The following is a 19996-nucleotide window of genomic DNA, read 5'->3' on the forward strand; positions in this document are numbered from 1 at the left end:
TCAAAAACTATACCTGTTCCTTCAACCACAACTGATCAAACCGCCACGTCGGAAACAGCGTCCTCTCTGCCGCCGCCCCACCCACCCGCTGCGCGAAACCGTCCACCAGGTTCGCATAGCCCCACACCAGCATCCCGCCACGTTCGTACTGGATCCGCTGCGCTTCATGCACCAGCGGTTTGCGTTTTTCCACGTCCGGTTCGGCCACGGCCTGAAGGAACAGCTCGGAAAACCGTGGATCGTCGAAGTGGGTCTTGTTCGCCACCGATACCGGGGCGTCAGCATGCAGGGCGCAGGTGAGGAATGGCGCGCCGATGCTGCCGCCGGTGCTGAAGGTCCATTCGGTGTGCTGCGGCCCGTTGAAGGTGGCGGCGTCCACCTGGCGCACATTGATCCGCACCCCGGCCTTGCGCGCCTGTTCGGCGTACACCAGCGCCGACGACAGCGCCACGCCGTCCTGCACGGTGACCAGGTCCAGCTCCAGGTTTTCCTGCCCGGCTTCGCGCAGCAGGGCCCGGGCCTTGTCCAGTTCCTGGCGACGTGGGGGAATGCTGTGGTCGAAGGTCGGGTCGTTGGGTGCATACAGGTCGTTGGCCGGCCGCCCCTGGCCATTGAGCACCCGCGCCACCAGCTCCTCGCGGTTCGCCAGCAGGCGGAACGCCTGGCGTACCCGGGGGTCGTCGAACGGCGCTTTTCGGGTATTCATGTCGAAGCCCAGCCAGTTGCCGGTGACCGACGTCAGCACCTGCAACCGTGGATCCTGTTCGATCAGGCGCAGGTGCTCGGCGGCCAGGGCGTTGGCCATGTCCAGCTGGCCGGCCTTGAGCGCGGCCAGGCGCGAGGTCTGGTCCTTGAAGCCGATGATCTCCAGCTCGTCGGCGTAGGGCCGGCCGGACTTGAAGTAGTTCTCGAAGCGGGTGAACAGCGAGCGCTGGCCGGCGGAGAAACTCTTGAACTTGTACGGCCCGGCGCCCACCGGGTTGGTCACCGGGTGATAGTCCACCGGCACGATGCCGCCGAAATTCACCCAGGTTTCCGGAAGCGGGACGAAGCCGGCGCCGTCCTTGAAGCGCACGCGCAGGGTTCGGTCATCGAGCTTCTGCAGGTTGTCGCGGTCGATCCAGTGCAGCAGCGCGGCGTAAGGCGAGGCCAGTTGCGGGTCGGTGAGGCGGCGGATGGAGAACAGCAGGTCTTCGGAATCGATGGTCTTGCCGTGGTGGAACTCCAGGTCCTTGTGCAGGCGCAGGGTCCACACCTTGCCGTCCGGGCTGACCTCGGCCTCTTCGGCCAGGGCCAGGCGCGGCAGCATGTTCTCGTCCCATTCCCACAGTTTGCTGTACAGGGCGAAGCCGCGAATGATCCCGCTGCCGACCGGCTTGTGGGCATCGAGGTTGCCGGCCTGGTTGCCGTCGAGGATGCCCAGGCGCAGGCGTCCGCCGTAGCGTGGACCCTGGTCGGCCGCGTGGCTGCCGGGCTGGCTGTCGTCGCCGCAACCGGCCAACAGGCTGCCGCCCAGGGCCAGGCCGCCAAGGGCGAGGCTGTTGCCGAGGAAGCGGCGGCGGGTGAAAGGAGGGTGGGACGTCATGGTGCGGACCTGTAATTACTGTGTGGGGCAGGGCAGAGCAGGTTTCGCGCCAGATGGCTGGAGGGCCCGGGTTTGCTGGGGTTGGGGCTGTGGCGTGATGGTTAGGCAGCAGTCGGGTGTTGCTGGGGCAGCATGGGTTCAGCAGGTAGGGTTGTGTTGCTTTCGCTGGCCTCATCGCTGGCAAGCCAGCTCCCACAGTGTCCCTGTGGGAGCTGGCTTGCCAGCGATAGGGTCCGAAAGAGCGACAACAATCCCCATCCCCGACATTGCGCCAATGGACAACCCCATCCCCGGCTCCTTATCCTCCCCGCCACTACATGAACAACAATTACAAAGCCCATGGATGTCGAATTCCCCGCTGCTGCGCTGTGGCGCCGGTTTGCCCGGCCGCGGCGCAGCCTGGTCGCACGCTATACCCTGTTGTCCACGCTGGTGATGAGCGTGGCGCTGATCGCCCTGGCCGTGCTCTATGAACAACTGGCCAAGGACCTGCTCAACCGCCTGACCGGTGAGCGCCTCGATGCCCAGGCGCTGTCTACGGCCAACCGCGTGTCGTCCTTCCTCGATGAGCGCTTCTACCAGCTCTCGGCCCTGTCCAACCACCCCAACATGCCCGATTTCATCGCTGACCAAAGCCATTCCGTCGGCGATATCGATGCCCTGCTGAAGCTGGAAAGCGAGCTGCCGTTTCTCTACGGCGTGCTGTTCTTCAACGACGACGAACGCCTGCTCAAGGTTTTGCCCGGCCCGGCGGCCTCGGGTGCGCCGTACTGGAGCAACGAGGACTGGTCCCTGGCCGGATTGCCCAGGCAGAAGGTTGGCGATATCGAGGTGATCGGCCCGGCCTTGCCCCAGGCCGGGCGCTCCGGCTGGCTGCTGATCCGCAAGACCATCCGCAACGGCCGCACCGATCACCGGGTCAGCATCGGCCTGCACCTGCGTCTGGCCTCGTTGACCGAACTGCTCACCAGCGCCGGCCTGAGCGGGGTGGTGACGCCCTTGCTGCGGGTGCCCGGCGGCGCCTTTATCGATGCCACCGGGCGCCAGGTCGCGGCCCCCGACGACCTGCGCGAAGGCCCGCTGATCCTGCCCGGCTGGCAGGTGGTGTTCAGCGTGCAGCCCGAAGCCATCCTCAAGCCGCTGGACGATGCTCGCTGGTGGTTGTACCTGGCCGCCGTCGGATTCATCGCGTTCATCCTGGTGGTGTTCTTCACCCTGTCACGGCAGTTGCGGGCACGGGTGGGCACGCTGGTAGAGGGCGCCCACCAGCTGTCCATGGGCGACCTCGGCTACCGCCTGCCGGAACAGTCGAGCAATGACGAGATCGGCCGGGTGACTCGCGCCTTCAACGTCATGGCCGGGCGCCTGGCGGACGTGATGGAGCAGACCGTGCGCTCGGAAAACCTCGCCGTGCTTGGTACCTTCGCCACTGGCGTGGCCCATGAAGTGCGCAACCCCCTGGCGACCATGAAGACCACCGTGCAGGCCCTGCTGCGCCGCGAGCCGGAGAGCGAGCGGCGCCTGCTGTTGAGCGACCTGGGCCAAGAAATCGATCGGCTCTCCCACGTTACCAGCGACTTGCTGGAATACGGCCGTCCCCATCCGGCCAACCCGGAAGTCGTGGAGCTGCACAGCCTGTTCGAACGGGTGAAGCGCCAGATCGCCCCGCAAGCCGAGGCCCGCGCCATCTACTTCGAAGCCGGTTGCGCCGGCGGCATCCGCCTGTTCGTCGACCCGGACCAGGCCCGGCAGATCCTCCTGAACCTGTGCCTGAACGCACTGGAGGCCTGTGCTGCCGGCAAGCGCGTCGACCTTGCCGGCTACCGCCACGGCGAGCGTGTGCTGGTCAGCGTCAGCGACGATGGCTGTGGCATCCCCCTCGAGGCGCTGAACCGCGTACGCCAGCCGTTCTTTACCCTGAAGCCCCGGGGCACCGGCCTTGGGCTGAGCATCTGCCAGCAACTGCTGCAAGCCAATGCATCGCGAATGGAGATCGCGAGTACCGCCGGCAAGGGCACCGTGGTGACCCTGGACTTTCCCGCGCCTTGCCCGACCGATTTGAAGTGAGCCTGTGATGTCCGACTTTCATGTACTGATCATCGACGACGAAGAAGCGCTGGTGCGCTCCCTCAGCTACGCCCTGCGCGCCGAGGGTTTCAACGTCGGCGCAGCCGGCAGCGGCGAGGAGGGGCTGGCGCTGCTGGCCGACAGCGCCACGCGCTGCGATATAGTCCTGCTCGACCTCGGCCTGCCGGGCCTGGACGGCATTGCCACCCTCGACGGCCTGCGCAAGCTGCGCCCGACCCTGCCGGTAATCATGATCTCCGCCCATGGCGATACCCGCGCCGCCGTGCAGGCAGTGAAGGGCGGGGCTACGGACTATCTGACCAAGCCCTTCGAACTGGACGACCTGCTGGCCACCATCCAGGCCACCCTGGCCGTGCCGGCGCCGATCGACGCCGATGCGGCCCCAGGCACTCTGCTCGGCCAGAGCCCGGCCATGCGCGCCTTGCACGGGGCGGTGCTGCGGGTGGCACGCAGTTCGGCGACGCGGATCCTCCTGCTTGGCGAATCCGGCACCGGCAAGACCCTGGTCGCCCAGGCCTTGCACGATGCCAGCAACCGCGCCGGCCAGCCGTTCATCGAGGTCAACTGCGCGGCGCTGCCGGAGCAGTTGATCGAGGCCGAACTGTTCGGTTCCGAGAAGGGCTCCTATACCGGCGCTCACCAGAAGCGTGTCGGTCTGGTGGCCCAGGCGAGCAACGGCACGCTGTTCCTCGACGAGATCGGCGAGCTGCCGCTGGCGTTGCAGGCCAAGCTTTTGCACTTCCTGGAGAACGGCAGCTACCGTGCGGTCGGCGCCAGCCAGGCCAGCAGCGCGGATGTGCGGGTGGTGGCGGCGACCAACCGCGACCTCGCCGATGACGTACGCCAGGGGCGTTTCCGCGAAGACCTGTTCTACCGCCTGAACGTGATCACCATCGATATTCCGGCGCTGCGCGAGCGTGGCGACGACATCCTTCTGCTGGCCCGGCACTTCGCCGAGCGCCAGGCGCGGGAAGAGCAGGGCGCGGCCATCGCGTTCCAGGCCGACGCCGAGGCGGCGCTGCTGCGGCATCGCTGGCCGGGCAATGTCCGTGAATTGAAGAACCTGATCGAGCGCCTGACCATCCTGATGCCCGGCCAGGCCATCGCCGCAGCGCAATTGCCGGAGCTGATGCATGCCGCCGGGCCCGTGGACGCCAGTCGCTTGCCGATCGAGGATCAATTGCAGCGCGCCGAACGCGAACTGGTGTTCGATGCCCTCAGCCGCAGCGCCGGGCACAAGGGCATGGCTGCCGAGATCCTCGGTATCTCCCGCCACGCCCTCAAGCGTCGCCTGCAACGCCTGGGCATCGAGCGCTTCGATGAGCGGTAACCGCTCAAGCGCTCGCCCGCGCTGAGCGGTTACCGCTCAACGTCTCCCGCCCAACACCGTGCCCTACCGCGCCACGGTGTTCCGAACTCGCCGTGAATCGCCGTGCAAAGCCTTGTTCCAGAGCGCTTGCACGGTTTCTTATGGCGCATCGCGCAGAGGCTGGCACAGCCTTTGCGATAACCCTTGCGCTAACCACAAGAGGCGTCCACGAACGCCCCAAGGTACTGACATGCAATCGTCGTTTTCCCGACTGCCATCCGTTATCGCCCTGAGCGCCCTGCTGCTGGGCTTCGCCTGCACCGCCGACGCCGGTCGGGTCGAGCTGGGCGCGGCCGCCACCCAGGCGGACCTGACCCTTGGCTGCCTGTACCCGATGACCGAGCGCGCGGCGATCTATGGCCAGGACAGCATTGCCGGCATCCAGGTCGCCCTGAGCGAGTTGCAAGGCTTGCGCGAAGCCGGCGAGCAGGTACCGCGGATGCGCGTGATCATCGACGACGACCAGTCCAAGGCCTCCTACGGCACCGGCCTGGCCCGCGCCTTCATTCGCAAGGACGGCGTGCAGGTGCTGTGCGGCATGGTCTCCTCGGGGGTAGCGATCGCCGTGAGCCAGTTGGCCCGGGAACAGAAGGTGCTGATGATCGGCACCGATCACGCCTCGTCGCGCATGAGCCTGGAAAACGGCCACCGCTATTACTTCCGGGTGACCAACGACACCTGGACCTCCATGGCCGCCGGCGCCCGCTACCTGAAGGACCTGCAGGCCAGGACCGGCTGGACACGCCTGGCCTTCATCGGCCCCGACTACGAATACGGCCACGTCTCGCGCGACGACCTGCATGAAGCGCTGCGCCAGCAGGGGGTGAAGTTCGACGACGTCACCGAGCTCTGGCCGCGCCTCTACGAGCCGGACTATTCCGCCTATATCGCCGCGCTGGAGCAGGCCAAGCCCGACATCATCGTCTCGGCCCTGTGGGGCGGAGATTTCCATGCCTTCGTCAAGCAGGCGGCCGGCACGCGCCTGTTCGAGACCTCGCGCCTGGCCAACTTCGATACCGGTGGCAACTACGACTTCCTTGCCTCCCTTGGCGACAAGGCGCCACCGGGCCTGATCCTGTCCGCCCGGCACCACAACAACTTCCCTGACACTGCGCGCAACCGTGCCTTCGTCGAGCGCTTCCACACCCTGACCGGACGCTTCCCGACCTACGCCGCGCAAGGCGCCTACACCGGGGTCATGGTCCTGGCCAGGGCCAGCCAGAAAGCCGGTGGTGCCACCGATACCGAATCCTTGATCCGCGCCCTCGAAGGGCTGGAAATCGCCTTGCCGGAAGATCCGCCCGGCTTTGCCTCGCGCATCGACCCGCTGACCCACCAGATCCAGCAGACCCAGGCGGTCGGTACGCCGGTGCCCAACCACGACTACCCGCCGGCCCGGCTGATGCTCGGAAATTGGCAGCTGTATTCCGCCGAGGAACTGCAACCCGATCCGGCTACCCGCGCACGTCGCCTGGCGCAACAGATCCGTAATCCCGAGGGGCACGCCCCTTAGCCCGTCCCTTAACCCGTAAAGCCCGCAATGGAAACGCCATGAATAACTACAAGAAACGCCTCCAGCAACACTGCAAGACCCTGCCGCTGGCCCTGGCCATCGCTGCCGCCGGCTTCAACGGCGCAGCCGTTGCCGCCGAGAACGGCAAGTTCCGCATCGGCGTGGTGACCTTCCTCTCCGGCCCGGCGGCCGGTCCGTTCGGCGAACCGTCGGCCAACGCTGCCAAGGTGCTGGTGGAGGGCCTGAACCAGGGCAAGCTGCCCGCGCCTTACGACAAGCTCGGCATCAACGGCGCCGAAATCGAGATGGTGATCATCGACGAGGCCGGTGGTGCGGCCAAGCAGGTCGAGGAATTCCGCAACCTCGTACAGCGGCAGAAGGTCGATGCCGTGGTCGGCTACATCTCGTCCGGCGACTGCCTGGCGATCGCGCCAGTGGCCGAGGAGCTGGGCGCCATGACCGTGTTCTACGACTGCGGCACCTCCCAGCTGTTCACCGAAGACAAGACCCCGCAATACGTATTCCGCACCAGCCTCGACGCTGCCGTGGACAACATCGGTGCCGCCCGCTACCTGGCCAAGACCCGCCCGGACGCCGTGCGTATCGGCGGCATCCAGCAGAACTACGCCTGGGGCCAGGACAGCTGGAGCGACTTCACCCTGTCCATGGCCCAGGTCATGCCCAAGAGCCAGGTGGTCGAGTCGCAGATGCCCAAGGTCTTCCAGGGCCAGTACGGCGCGGAAATCTCGGCGCTGTCGGTGAAGCGCCCGGACATCATCCACTCCAGCTTCTGGGGCGGCGACATGGAGGCGCTGGTGCTTCAGGCCAACTCCCGCGGCCTGCTGGAAGATGCCACCGCCGTGCTGACCTGCGGCGAGTCGGCCCTGGAGCGCTACAAGGACCAGGCCCCCAACGGCATGATCATCGGCGGCCGCGGCCCGTTCGGAGCCTTCGCGCCGGATAACGCCCTGAACAACTGGTTCACCCGCCAGTACCAGGCTGCCTACAAATCCTCGCCGACCTACCCGGCAAGCAAGATGGCCCAGGCCATCCTCGGCCTGAAGTTCGCCGCCGAGAACGCCGGTGCCCAAGCCGGCACGGTCCCGGCCCCGCTGGAAATGGCCAAGGCCATGAAGGGCGCCACCTTCGAATCGGTCTCGGGCACCGTGCAGATGGCCCGTGCCGGCGGCCACCAGGCCATGCAAGGCATCGCCTACGGCGAGTACCACTACGACGCCGCCACCAAGAAGGGCAGCGTGCAGAACGTCATCGCCTTCTCTGGCGAATGCGTGACCCCGCCGGACGGCACCACCGCCCACGACTGGATCAAGGCCGGTTTCCCGGGCGCCCAGTGCAATTGAGCGGCACTTCTTGACCTAACCGTGGCGGCCACTTCCCGGCCGCCACGCTTGCCAAAGGCAGGATCGAAATGATGAGTCTTTATGCGGTGCTGATCGACGGCGCCATCTATGCCTCGTGGCTGTTTCTGGTCGCGGCGGGGCTCACCGTCATCTACGGTGTCATGCGCATTCTCAACATGGCCCATGGCAGCTTCTACGCCATCGGTGCCTATGCCGCCGCCTCGCTGGTGGGCTGGTATTTCAACAACGGGATCGGCCCGGTCTGGGTCGGCTACCTGATGATGCTCGGTTGTGCGCTTGCCGCAGGCCTGGTCGTCGGCCTGCTGATCGAGCGCGGGCTGCTGCGCTTCATGTATGGCCGCGACGAAGTGCTGATGGTGATCATCACCTACGCACTGCTGCTGATCCTCGAAGACGCCATGAAGATGATCTGGGGCGTCAACCCGTACTTCGCCTATCAGCCCTACGCGGAAATGGGCCGCAGCGTGCTGGCCGGGCTCAAGGTGTCCAACTATGACCTGATGCTGGTCGGCGTTTCCCTGGTGCTGGGCCTGTCGCTATGGCTGTGGCTGGAGCGCACTCACCAGGGCAAGGTCCTGCGTGCGGTGATCCATGACCGCGAAGTGGCCCAGGCCATGGGCGTCAACGTGCGCCGGGTATTCACCCTGGTGTTCATCCTCGGCACCGTGCTCGGCACCCTGGCCGGCGCCCTGACCGCCCCGGCGATCTCGGTGGCCCCGGGCATCGGCGTGGAGATCATCGTGCTGGCCTTCGCCGTGGTGGTGATCGGTGGCATGGGCAGCATCGAGGGCGCCGCGCTGGGCGCCTTGCTGGTGGGCCTGAGCCGTGCGGCGGCGGTGCATTACGCACCGCAATTCGAACTGTTCGTTATCTACGGCGTGATGGCGCTGGTCCTGGCGGTGCGTCCGCAGGGCCTGTTCGGCCGCGTGCTGGCGAGGAAAATCTGATGCGTCTTGATCGAACCGAAACGATTCTGCTGGGCGTGGCCGTACTGCTCGCCCTCGGCGGCCTCATCGCCCCGCAGTGGCTGGTGTTCCTGCTGACCATGGCCCTGGCCAAGTCCCTGGTGGTACAGGGCGTGGTGATGCAGATGCGCGCAGGCCTGGTGACCTTCGGCCAGGGCCTGTACTTCTGTATGGGCGGCTATGCCGTGGGCATGAGCGGGCATTTCCTGGCGATCAGCGACCTGCCGACCCTGCTGCTGATCGGCGTGGCCGCAGCAGTGGCGCTGGCGATGCTGCTGGGCCTGTTGATGACCCGCTACCGCGAGATCTTCTTCGCCATGCTGTCGCTGGCGTTTTCCATGATCCTCTACGGCATGCTGGTGAAGAGCCCGGCCCTGGGCAGCACCGACGGCTTCAACGTCAAGGCCTGGACCCTGTTCGGCTGGAGCCCGGCTGCGGGGCAGGCGCCCCTGGCGCTGTTCGTCATCATCGTCGCGGCCAGCGCCGTGCTCGCTGTACTTCTGCACCGCTACGGGCGTAGCAGCGCCGGGGCGATGTGCGAGGCGATCCGCGAGAACGAAGTGCGGGTCGAATACCTCGGCCAGTCTCCGCGCTGGGTGCTGTACATGAACTATGTCGCCGCTGCCGGGGTATCGGCGCTGGGCGGTGGCTTCATGGCCCTGGCCGCGGGGCACATCGACCCGGAAATGGCCTACTGGATCACTTCCGGCGAGTTCGTCTTCATCGCCTTGCTCGGCGGCACGGCCCATGTGGCGGCGCCGATCATCGCCGCGATCCTGTTCGCCGTGGTGCGTACCTATGCCATCGAACTGGTGCCCCATAGCTGGCAGATGATCCTCGGCATCACCCTGCTGGCAATCATCGTGTTCCTGCCCAAGGGGCTGTGGAGCCTGTTCAGTGGCCAGGCCCGCCGGGCCAAAGCCGTGGAGGCCAAGGCATGAGCTGCATTCTGGAAACCCGTGGTCTGTACAAGGAGTTCGGCGCGGTCACCGCGGCGAAGGACGTCAACGTGCGCATCGCCAAGGGCGAGGTGGTGGGGGTGATCGGCTCCAACGGTGCCGGCAAGACCACCTTCATCAACATGGTCACCGGCTACCTCAAGCCGAGCCGTGGCGAAATCCTCTTCAACCAGCAATCGATCATCGGCCGCACGCCGCGGGCGATCACCCGCGCCGGTATGGCCCGTTCGTTCCAGGTGGCCCAGCTGTTCCCGGAACTGACGGTGCTGGACAACCTGCTGATCGCCCTGGCCGCTGCCGAATCGCCGTTCCCGTCGCTGTTGCGGCCGCTGCGCAGCGACGCGCGGATTGCCCGCGCCGAGGCGATCCTTGGCGAGTTCAGCATCCTCGATTGGCGCGACAGCAAGGTCACCGCCGTGCCCCAGGGCGTGCGCAAGCTGATCGACATCGCCATGGCCCTGATCGGCGACCCGCAGATGCTCCTGCTGGACGAACCCACCAGCGGCGTCAGCGCCGAGGAGAAGACCCAACTGATGGACACGGTGATGCAGGTGGTGTCGCGCCACCAGGTCACGGTGCTGTTCGTCGAACACGATATGGACGTGGTGCGCCGCTACGTGTCGCGCATCCTCGCCTTCTACAGCGGTGAGGTGCTGGCCGACGGCCCGCCCGAGGACGTCCTGGCCAATGCCCGGGTCCAGGAGCTGGTCACCGGTGGTCACAAGGCGCACAAGGGAGCACACGCATGAGCCTGGAAATCCGCAACCTCAATGTCTCCATCGAGTCGGTGCCGATCCTGCACAACGTCTCGCTCAACGTCGGCGCCGGGCAGATGGTCGGCCTGATCGGCCATAACGGCGCCGGCAAGACCACCCTGATCCGCACCCTGATGGGCCTGCTCGAGGCCGATTCCGGCTCGATCCGCTTCAACGACAGCGACCTGCGCGCCCAGCCCGGCCACCAGCGCGCGGCGGCGGGGATCAGCTACCTGCCGGAAGACCGCCGGCTGATCCCGGCGCTGACCGTGGAGGAGAACATCCTCCTGCCGGTCTGGGCCAACAAGCTGCCCGGCAGTGCCGAGCGCCTGGAGTGGGTCTACAGCCTGATTCCGGAAATTGCCCAGTTCCGCGAGCGTCGCGCCATGCAACTGTCCGGCGGACAGCAGAAGCTGGTGGCCCTGGCCCGGGCGTTGATGCCCGGCCAGCGCCTGCTGATCCTCGATGAACCCTTCGAAGGCGTGGCCCCGGTGCTGTCCCGGCGCCTGAGCGAAGTGATCGCCAGGCTCGGCGACGAAGGCCTGTGCGTGCTGATCTCCGAATCCGATGACACCCATTCCGCTGACCTGGTCGATGCCGTCTACCGCATCGAGCGCGGCAGCGTACAAGCAGGATAAGAAGCCATGTCGAACTTTACCTTTGAAACCACGCCACGGGTGATCTGCGAAGTGGATGGCGCCTTGCGCCTGGGGGCGCTGTGCCGCGAGTTGGGGGCGCAACGGGTGCTGCTGGTCAGCGATCCGGGGCTGCACAAAGCCGGCCTGCTGGACGCGCCGGTGCAGGCGCTGCGCGAAGCGGGTGTTGACGTGACGCTGTACAGCGACGTACAGGCCGATCCGCCAGAGGCCTCGGTACTTGATGCCGTGGCAGCCGGGCGCGGCTGTAGCGCCCAGGCGGTGATCGGCCTGGGTGGCGGCAGCTCGCTGGACACCGCCAAGCTGGTGGCGCTGCTCTGTGGTCGCGAGCAGAAGCTGGAGGACATCTACGGCATCAACCTGGCCCAGGGGCCGCGCCTGCCGCTGATCCAGGTGCCGACCACGGCCGGGACCGGTTCGGAAGTCACCGCAGTGGCCATCGTCACCACCCCGAGCCACGAGAAAAAAGGTGTGGTCAGCCCGCTGCTGTACCCGGATATCGCCCTGCTCGATGCGCGCCTGACCGTCGGCCTGCCGGCGGCGGTCAGTGCCATGACCGGCGTGGATGCCATGGTCCATGCCATTGAGGCCTATACCAGCCTGCACAAGAAGAACGTGCTTTCCGATGGCCTGGCCGTGCAGGCACTGCGCCTGCTGGCCGGCAACCTGGACCGCGTGCTCGCCGAGCCGGGCGACCTCAAGGCCCGCTCCGACATGCTGCTGGGCTCGATGCTGGCCGGCATGGCCTTCGCCAACGCCCCGGTGGCGGCAGTGCATGCGCTGGCCTACCCGCTGGGCGGGCATTTCCACGTGCCCCACGGCCTGAGCAATGCGCTGGTGCTGGTGCCGGTGCTGAACTTCAATCGCAGCGCCGCGCAGGACCTGTATGCCGAGCTGGCGCCAAGCGTGTTGCCCGGGCAGCGTTTCGACAGCCCGGCGGCAGCCTGCGATGCCTTTATCGGCTTCATCACGGCGCTGGTCGAGCGCATGCCGTTTGCCCAGCGCCTGGCCGAAGTTGGGGTCACCGAGGAGGACCTCGACCGCCTCAGCGACGATGCGATGAAGGTCCAGCGCCTGCTGGTCAACAATCCGCGTCCGGTCACCCGTGACGATGCGCGGGCCATCTATGCCTCGGTGTTGTGAGGGCCGCTCGCGATGAACCATGAATTCAGAAGCGTGCCGCGCATCGTCTGCGCGGCGGGGAGCCTGGGCAGCATCGGCGAGGTGTTCGCCGGGCTGGGGGCGGGGCGGGTGCTGCTGGTCTGTGATCCGGGCATCGTCAAGCTGGGCTTTGCCGCCACGGCCGTAGCGGCGCTGGAAGCGGCAGGCTGCCAGGTGGCGGTGTTCGACCAGGTAGTGGCGGATCCGCCGGTTGCCGTGGTCAGGCAGGCGGTTGAGCGGGGACGGGAATTCGCCGCCGATGGCGTGCTGGGCCTGGGCGGCGGCAGCTCGCTGGATGCGGCCAAGCTGGTAGCCTTGCTGGTCAACAGCGAACAGCCTCTGGAGGACCTGTACGGCACCGACAAAGCCCAAGGGCGGCGCGTACCGCTGGTGCTGGTGCCGACCACGGCGGGCACCGGCTCGGAAGTGACCTGGGTCTCGGTGATTACCGACGAACAGCAGCGCAAGCAGGCGGTGTACTCGGCGCAACTGATGCCGGACGTAGCGCTGCTCGACCCCGAACTGACCCTCGGCCTGCCGGCGCAGGTCACGGCCGCCACCGGGCTGGACGCCATGGTGCATGCCATCGAGGCCTACACCAGCCGCACGCGCAAGAACCCCATCTCCGATGGCCTGGCGACCACCGCGCTAAGGTTGCTCGGTGGCAACCTGCGCAAGGTGCTGGCGGACGGTCGCGACGTGGCGGCGCGGGAAGCGATGCTGCAAGGTTCGCTGATGGCCGGGATGGCCTTCGTCAACGCCTCGGTGGCGGCCATCCATGGGTTGGCCTATCCGTTGGGGGCGCGGTTCCATATTCCCCATGGGCATGCCAATGCGCTGGTCATGGCGCCGATGATCCGCTTCAACCTGGAAGCGGCACGTGGGCTGTATGCGGAACTGGCGGGGCATCTGTTGCCGGGAGCGGTGTTTGCTGACGAAGGGGCTGCGGCCGAAGCCTTTGTCCAGGCTATCGAAGGGCTGGTGCGCGACAGCGGGCTGGAACTGCGCTTGTCGGAGCTTGGCGTGGATGAAGCGGCGATCCCGGGCATGGCCGGGGATGTGGTCGGCGGGTTGCAGCGGCTGATCGACAGCAATCCGCGGGATATGGATGTGGGGGAGGTTGAGGCGATCTATCGCGGGATTTACTAACCCCTTTCCAGCATCACCGCAAAACCCTGTGGGAGCTGGCTTGCCAGCGATGACGATGGTGAATTCACTACCGCGATCGCTGGCAAGCCAGCTCCCACAGGGACGGTGCAAAGCTGGGCCGGCCGGTGGACAACCGCGTGCTGGTGGGGATGCTGGAGAATGTATGAAGGCATCTGCGGCTTGCACACACTCCTGTGGGAGCTGGCTTGCCAGCGATGACGATGGTGAACTCACTACCGCTATCGCTGGCAAGCCAGCTCCCACAGGGTCAGGTGTCAAGCTTCGGTTCAGCGTCAGAAGGTGTACGCCACCCCGGCCTGCACCGTGCGCGGTGCTCCCGGATAGGCATAGGTGTTGAACGCGCCTTCGTCATAGCCCTTGTTGAACAGGTTCTTCACATCCAGGTTCAGCCGCACATGCTCGTTGACCTTGTAGAAGCTCAACAGGTCGACAACGCTGTAGCGCTCCATGGTGTAGGTCACCGCTTCGGTCTGGCCGTTGCGATCATCGACGTATTTCACCCCGACACCCAGGCCCAGGCCCTTGGCCAGGCCGTCCTGGAATTCATAGGTGTTGAGCAGGCTGAAGCTGTTGCGCGGGATGTTCGCCAGGCGCGTGCCGGTGGGCAGGCGGTTGTCCTTGGTCACTTCGGCATCGACATAGGCGTAGCCACCGATCACCCGCCATTCGGGGGTGATGTTGCCGGCGACGTTGATGTCCAGGCCACGGCTGCGAACCTCGCCGGCCGCGATGCTGTAGGTCGGGTCGATCGGGTCGCGGGTCAGCACGTTTTCCTTGACGATGTGGTAGATCGCCGCGTCCACCGCGAGCTGGCGTTCCAGGGCTTCCCATTTCACCCCCAGCTCCCACGACCGGCCTTTTTCCGGATCGAAACCACCGCCTTCACGGGCCGCGCCGCTGTTGGGCTTGAACGAGCGTGCGGTGTTGGCGTAGACCGCGACAGTGTCGGTCAGGTCGTAGAGCAGGCCCAGGCGCGGGGTCACGCCGTTCTCGGCCTTGGTGAAGTCGCCGGTGCTGTTGAGCCGGTTGTCGTAGTCGTGCTCGAAACGTTCGAAGCGGGCGCCGGCCAGGGCCTTGAGGCGTTCGGTCAGGGCCACCTGGTCCTGGATGAAGAACGCCCAGGTCTTGAGGTTCTCCTTGTCGTGGGTGGTGGTGCGGGTAAGGGCCGGGCGTGGCTGGCCGAGCACCGGATGGTAGATATCGATCGGGTAGGCGCTGGCGCCGGCTGCCGAACGCAGGATGATCGACTGGTAGTCGTAGTCCTCGTATTCGATGCCGGTGAGCAGGGTGTGGCTGAAGGCCCCGGTGTCGAAGTGACCGGTCAGGTTCAACTGGTAGTCGCGATCGGACCATTCCAGCTTGCGCCAGTTGAAGTTGCGCCCAAGGGTGCGGCCATCGGCCTGGAGTGCGTTGGCTTCCACGGCGTTGCCTTGCAGCGAACCGTCCAGCCATTGCACGCCACCGGCCAGGGTCCAGTCGTCGTTGAGCAGATGCTCGAAGCGCACCTGGGCCATGTCGTTGTCGTTATGCAGCAGGTTGTCGCTGCCTTTCTCCCACAGATAGGTGTCCCGCGAGGCGCTGCCCTGTTGCGTGGCATAGCGGGTCAGGCCGCGGTCCAGCGGATGGTTATTGCGCATGAAGTCGCCTTCGAAAACGATCTTCGTGGCGTCGTTGACCTGCCAGCTGAGCACCGGCGCCACTTCGTAGCGCTCGCTTTCCACGTCATCGCGGAAGCTCTCGCCACCTTCGCCGAGCACGTTGAGGCGATAGGCCAGGCTGCCGTCCTGGTTTAGCGGGCCAGTGGCATCGAGGGTGGCGCGGTGCATGCCCTGATCATCGAGCTGGCTGCCGACGGTGACCTTGGTTTCGGGCAATGGCTGCTTGGTGACCACGTTGAAGGTGCCGCCGGGATCACCACGACCATACAGGCTGGTGGCCGGGCCGCGGATCACTTCCAGGCGCTCGACGATGGCCGAGTCCGGCGCGCCAGGATAGCCGCGGTTCATTGGGAAGCCATTGCGGTAGTACTCACCGGTGGTGAAGCCGCGCACGGTGACGGTGGTCAGGCCCTGGCCCCCGAAATTGTTGGCCCGGCCGACGCCTCCGGCGTAGTCGAGGGCGTCCTGCAGGCGGGTTGCGCCGGTGTCTTCCAGCACTGCGCGAGGCACCACGCTGACCGACTGCGGCGTTTCGTGCAGGGCGGTGTCGGTGCGTGTCGCACTGGCCGACCGGGTGGCCTTGTAGCCCTGCACCGGCCCATCGGCGCGCTCGTAGTCGGCGCTGTCGTTGATGTTCACGGCTTCGAGCTGGAGGCTGGGTTCGGCGGCGAGGGCCAGGGCAGGGACGGCGTGGAGCAGGCAGAGCGAGACGATGGTACGGCGCATCGGGGTGGGAATCCTGACGAAATTTGTAGGACAAGAAGAAAATGCGCGCGGATATTATCTGCGAGTGTTTCTTGTTTGCAATCACTTTATTGGTGGACGGTATGCCGTAAATCCTGATGATCCGGACAGGAAAAGCCCCACGGCAGAGGGCTTGCAGCCGGAGCACCAAACTGGTGAAGCCTCAGCGTTGATTGCACTAAAAGAAACTAAATTTCCTATGGGGAATCGTTCTATGCCCGCATGCCATGCCGCGTCCGCTCCGACAAACACCTTTGTTTTCAATCGATTGCCATGAATTCGTGGCGTTTTGCCCAACTTGGCAAGGCGCTTGCGTTGTCCCCCTGGCTATCAAACAGTTGCGGTGCGCCGCAGCGATAACGAATGCCGGCCCGTTTGACGCTGCGGTCACCGGCATGCCATCGATTGGAGGCAGTGGGCAATGATCCGGTATTCACCTGTGGTCCGCGGTACCTTGGGCCTTTCCTTGATGTTGGGCGCGACGTCGGCATTGGCCGAGGACGCGCCGGCGGCCATCGACAGCGGCGACACCGCCTTCGTGGCCCTGTGTTCGCTGGTGGTGCTGTTGATGATGTTGCCCGGCCTTGCCCTGTTCTATGGCGGCATGGCGCGTAGCAAGAATGTGCTGTCGATCCTGATGCAGGTGTTCTGTACCGCGTCCCTGGCCGCAGTGCTGTTCGCGCTTTATGGCTACAGCCTGACCTTCACCGATGGCGGCTCGCTGCAATCCTTCATCGGTGGCCTGGACAAGCTGTTCCTGCACGGGGTGGGCAAGGATTCGATCACCGGCACCATCCCTGAATACCTGTACTTCCTGTTCATGCTGCTGTTCGCCGCGATCACCCCGGCGATCATCGTCGGTGCGTTCGCCGAGCGCATGAAGTTCTCTGCGGTGATGGTGTTCATGGCCTTCTGGCTCACCCTCAACTACCTGCCCATGGCCCATATGGGCTGGGGTGGTGGCTGGGTGTTCAACCTTGGCGTGCAGGATTTCGCCGGCGGCAACGTGGTGCACCTGAACGTGGGCATCGCGGCCCTGGTTGGCGCCTGGATGCTCGGGCGCCGGCGCGGTTTCGGCACCCAGGCCCTGGCCCCGCACAACATGACCATGACCTACACCGGTGGCTGCATGCTCTGGGTCGGCTGGCTCGGCTTCTGTGGTGGCTGCGCCCTGGCCGCCAGCGGCTTCGCCATGCTGGTGATGGTCAACACCATGCTTGCCAGCTGTGCCGGTGCCCTTGGCTGGCTGATCGTCGAATGGCAATACCGCGGTCGTCCCAGCCTGTTCGGCGCGATTTCCGGGGCCATTGCCGGCCTGGTGGCGATCACTCCCGCCTGCGGTTTCGTCGGCCCTATGGGCGCTATCCTGCTGGGCTTCATCGCAGGACCCGTGTGCGTCTGGTCGGTGGACAAGCTCAAGCCGATGATCGGCCTGGACGACGCCTTCGACGTGTTCGGCGTGCATGGCGTGGCAGGGATCCTCGGCGGCCTGCTGACCCCAGTGTTCGCCCTCACTGCCATCGGTGGCCAGGGCTTTGCCGAAGGGCGCGGGCTGATGGAGCAGTTGATGGTCAATGGTGGAGCGATTCTGTTCAGCATCGTCTTCTCGGCCGTCAGCAGCTGGGTCGCCTTCAAGATCGCCGCGGCGTTCTGTGGCGGGCTGCGGGTGGAGGAAGAGGCCGAGGTGGACGGCCTGGACCTCTCCGCGCACGGCGAGGTGGGATACAAGTATTCCAACTGACCCCTGAGTGAAAACAGCGCCGGCGCTTTGTGCCGGCGTTTGCTTGTGTGATGAAAGGAGAAGGGCAGTGGGCTGGTTGAATGGATGGACGTATCTGCTGGCGGCCGGGGCCTGCGAAGTGCTGTATGCCTCGATCATTCCGCGCACCGATGGTTTTACCCGCTTGTGGCCGAGCCTGTATTGCGGGGTGTTCCTGGCCCTGAGCATCTACCTGCTGAGCCTGTCGGTCAGGGAATTGCCGTTGGGGCTTGCCTATGCGGTGTGGGTGGGGATCGGCACGCTGGGGACGGTGATCTACGGGAGTGTATTTCTCGGAGAATCGCTGGGTGTGTTGAAGGGCGTGTGCCTGTTGATGATCGTCGGCGGGATTGTCGGGTTGAAGCTGGTGGGGGATGGGCAGGTTGCTTGAGGTGGTGTGTTTGAGTGCCTCATCGCTGGCAAGCCAGCTCTGATAGAACAAAACATAACTCTTTGATTTGCAGGGACCTTGTGGGAGCGGGTTTACCCGCGATTGCTATTGTGAACTCACTACCGCAATCGCGGGTGAACCCGCTCCCACAGGGTCCGCGTCGCTTTGTGGCTTTACTTCAGCTTCGGTAGATCTTCGTCCGGCATCGCATAGCTGTGCTTCTCATGCACGAACGTAGTCACTAGCGCATACAGCGTGGCGGCGATCACCACCAGGGTGATCACCGCCAGTACGGCAGGCTTGTCGGCAAAGGTGAATACGGCGCTGGCGCCTTCATAGGTACTGATGCTCATGGCGTTTCCCCTCAGACAGTGGCTTTGCTTTCAGCGATCATCACCGGCTTGGCTTTCACCGGCTCGCCATAGATCCCGCTCCATTCCGGATAAGCCTGGGCCGGTACTTCGGTGAGATCCAGGCCACGCTCTTCGGCATGCGCCGGCACCCGCAGCACGCCCGCTTTCTTCAGCGCCCAGGACACCAGGTAGCCGGGAATGAACCCGAGCGACGCCATGACCACGGCACCGCCCAGTTGCCCCATGAAGCTGATTTCGGCCATGCCGTTCATGTTCGGGTAACCGGAAAGGAACACGCCGCTGATCACCAGCCCGGCGAAGCCGCCGAAGCCGTGCACGGCGAATGCGCCGACCGCGTCGTCGAGGCGGAATTTCAGCAGCAGGTTGTTGACCAGTGGTGCCACGGCGGCAACGCCCATGCCGATCAGGTAGGCCAGGCCGGGGTGGTAGAGATCCAGGCCGGGGGCCACGGAGATGATCCCCACCAGGCCGCCGGACATCATCCAGTACGGCTCGCGGCTGGTCAGGTAGGCGCCGATCAGGCCCCCCGCGAAGCCCATCAGGGTATTGAAGGCGAAGGCGGAGAGGGTGGTCGGCTGGCCGTAGATGTTGATCCACTGCGCGCCCGAACTGTAGATGATGCAGCCGCCGAGGAAGCCGAAGAAACCGACGATGATCAGCATCAGCCCGACCACGCTCATCGGCATGCTGTGGCCGACGATGGCGTTGGCGCTACCGTCAGGGTTGAAGCGGCCGATCCGTGCGCCGAGGTTGATGACCACGGCCAGGGCGAAGAAGCCGGCGATCATGTGCACCACCCCGGCCGCGCCGACGTCGTGGTAGCCCCATTTGACCGTGAGCCAGCCCTCCGGGTGCCAGCCCCAGGCCGCTCCGAACAGCCAGAGCACCGAGCCGAGGAGGATGGTCATGATGATGAAGGCGCTCATCCGCGCCCGCTCGATGATCGCCCCGGACAGGATCGAACCGGTGGTGGCGGCGAACAGCGCGAAGGCCCCCCAGAAGATGCCGGTGGCATTGTCCTTGATGTTCGGGCCCATCGCCTGGCTCCACGGCATCGCGGCGGCCAGGGCATCCATGCGCGGCACCAGGCCATCGGGGAAGGCGTTGTAGATGGCCCAGCCGAACAGGAAGAAGGTGGGGACGATGAAACCGAAGGCAAGGATGTTCTTGACGCCGGCAGCGAGGGCGTTCTTCAGGCGCGATGCGCCGATTTCATAGGAGAGAAACCCGGCATGGATCAGGATCATCAAGGCGATGCACCACCAGTAGAAGATCTCCATGTTCAGGGTGTTGGTCATTTCGATCAGACCCTTCAATTCCTCCAGGGTCGGGGCTTTCTGTTCTTCCATCACTCGATCCTCGATGCAAATGCTTTAGGAATGTTGTGGTGGGCAGAGGGAAGTGGACTGCTTGCCTTTCAAGGCTTTTGTTGTTGTGTGTTGTTCAGCGCCTCATCGCTGGCAAGCC

17 protein-coding genes are annotated in these 19996 nt (G+C 65.3%); 13 read left to right on the forward strand and 4 right to left on the reverse strand.

All coding sequences use genetic code 11. From position 1 onward, the window contains the following. Positions 1-7: 7 nt before the first annotated feature. Positions 8-1585, reverse strand: coding sequence for an ABC transporter substrate-binding protein (locus N7650_RS26660; RefSeq protein WP_279900751.1), 1578 nt, complete (start codon positions 1583-1585; stop codon positions 8-10). Between the two features lie 339 nt (positions 1586-1924). On the opposite strand from N7650_RS26660, the gene N7650_RS26665 reads away from it, so the two are divergent. The 10 genes from N7650_RS26665 to N7650_RS26710 all read left to right on the forward strand — a co-directional run bounded on the left by N7650_RS26665 (position 1925) and on the right by N7650_RS26710 (position 13582). Then, positions 1925-3652 (forward strand): HAMP domain-containing sensor histidine kinase, encoded by a 1728-nt coding sequence (locus N7650_RS26665; RefSeq protein ID WP_279900753.1) that lies wholly within the window; start codon positions 1925-1927, stop codon positions 3650-3652. A gap of 7 nt (positions 3653-3659) precedes the next feature. After that, a complete protein-coding gene (locus N7650_RS26670; protein WP_279900754.1) occupies positions 3660-5003 on the forward strand; it encodes a sigma-54 dependent transcriptional regulator in 1344 nt (447 codons plus the stop codon). Positions 5004-5232: 229 nt separating this feature from the next. Continuing rightward, positions 5233-6555, forward strand: coding sequence for an ABC transporter substrate-binding protein (locus tag N7650_RS26675; protein WP_279900756.1), 1323 nt, complete (start codon positions 5233-5235; stop codon positions 6553-6555). 38 nt (positions 6556-6593) lie between these two features. After that, complete coding sequence (locus tag N7650_RS26680; RefSeq protein WP_009407044.1) at positions 6594-7916, forward strand: ABC transporter substrate-binding protein; 1323 nt, start codon at positions 6594-6596, stop codon at positions 7914-7916. A gap of 71 nt (positions 7917-7987) precedes the next feature. Then, positions 7988-8884 (forward strand): branched-chain amino acid ABC transporter permease, encoded by an 897-nt coding sequence (locus N7650_RS26685; protein WP_009407043.1) that lies wholly within the window; start codon positions 7988-7990, stop codon positions 8882-8884. Beyond that, complete coding sequence (locus tag N7650_RS26690) at positions 8884-9843, forward strand: branched-chain amino acid ABC transporter permease (RefSeq protein WP_279900758.1); 960 nt, start codon at positions 8884-8886, stop codon at positions 9841-9843. The genes N7650_RS26685 and N7650_RS26690 overlap by 1 nt, the downstream gene beginning before the upstream one ends. Further along, positions 9840-10610, forward strand: coding sequence for an ABC transporter ATP-binding protein (locus N7650_RS26695; protein ID WP_009407039.1), 771 nt, complete (start codon positions 9840-9842; stop codon positions 10608-10610). Before N7650_RS26690 ends, N7650_RS26695 begins: the two co-directional genes overlap by 4 nt. Further along, a complete protein-coding gene (locus N7650_RS26700) occupies positions 10607-11254 on the forward strand; it encodes an ATP-binding cassette domain-containing protein (protein ID WP_009407037.1) in 648 nt (215 codons plus the stop codon). The genes N7650_RS26695 and N7650_RS26700 overlap by 4 nt, the downstream gene beginning before the upstream one ends. Positions 11255-11260: 6 nt before the next feature. Next, positions 11261-12415 carry an iron-containing alcohol dehydrogenase gene (locus N7650_RS26705; RefSeq protein ID WP_279900760.1) on the forward strand — a complete coding sequence of 385 codons (1155 nt, stop codon included), beginning with the start codon at positions 11261-11263 and terminating at the stop codon, positions 12413-12415. A 12-nt stretch (positions 12416-12427) separates the two neighbouring features. Beyond that, the gene (locus N7650_RS26710; protein WP_009407033.1) at positions 12428-13582 is read left to right on the forward strand and encodes an iron-containing alcohol dehydrogenase; all 1155 of its coding nucleotides are present in this window, start codon (positions 12428-12430) and stop codon (positions 13580-13582) included. 293 nt (positions 13583-13875) lie between these two features. On the opposite strand, the gene N7650_RS26715 is transcribed toward N7650_RS26710, so the two are convergent. Beyond that, complete coding sequence (locus tag N7650_RS26715) at positions 13876-15987, reverse strand: TonB-dependent siderophore receptor (protein WP_009404041.1); 2112 nt, start codon at positions 15985-15987, stop codon at positions 13876-13878. On the opposite strand from N7650_RS26715, the gene N7650_RS26720 reads away from it, so the two are divergent. The 3 genes from N7650_RS26720 to N7650_RS26730 all read left to right on the forward strand — a co-directional run bounded on the left by N7650_RS26720 (position 15974) and on the right by N7650_RS26730 (position 18155). Further along, positions 15974-16282 (forward strand): hypothetical protein, encoded by a 309-nt coding sequence (locus N7650_RS26720; protein WP_158487734.1) that lies wholly within the window; start codon positions 15974-15976, stop codon positions 16280-16282. The genes N7650_RS26715 and N7650_RS26720 overlap by 14 nt on opposite strands. 144 nt (positions 16283-16426) lie before the next feature. After that, positions 16427-17746: an ammonium transporter gene (locus N7650_RS26725; protein WP_009404043.1), complete on the forward strand. Its 1320-nt coding sequence runs from the start codon at positions 16427-16429 to the stop codon at positions 17744-17746. A gap of 67 nt (positions 17747-17813) precedes the next feature. Next, positions 17814-18155, forward strand: a complete 342-nt coding sequence (locus N7650_RS26730; protein WP_009404044.1) for a multidrug efflux SMR transporter — start codon at positions 17814-17816, stop codon at positions 18153-18155. A 173-nt stretch (positions 18156-18328) separates the two neighbouring features. Here N7650_RS26730 and N7650_RS26735 read toward each other — a convergent pair whose 3' ends face one another. Next, positions 18329-18508, reverse strand: coding sequence for a hypothetical protein (locus N7650_RS26735; protein WP_009397873.1), 180 nt, complete (start codon positions 18506-18508; stop codon positions 18329-18331). Positions 18509-18519: 11 nt separating this feature from the next. Further along, a complete protein-coding gene (locus N7650_RS26740) occupies positions 18520-19878 on the reverse strand; it encodes an ammonium transporter (RefSeq protein ID WP_009397871.1) in 1359 nt (452 codons plus the stop codon). Between the last annotated feature and the right edge of the window lie 118 nt (positions 19879-19996).

Source organism: Pseudomonas sp. GD04058 (assembly GCF_029836855.1).
GTDB lineage: Bacteria > Pseudomonadota > Gammaproteobacteria > Pseudomonadales > Pseudomonadaceae > Aquipseudomonas > Aquipseudomonas bharatica.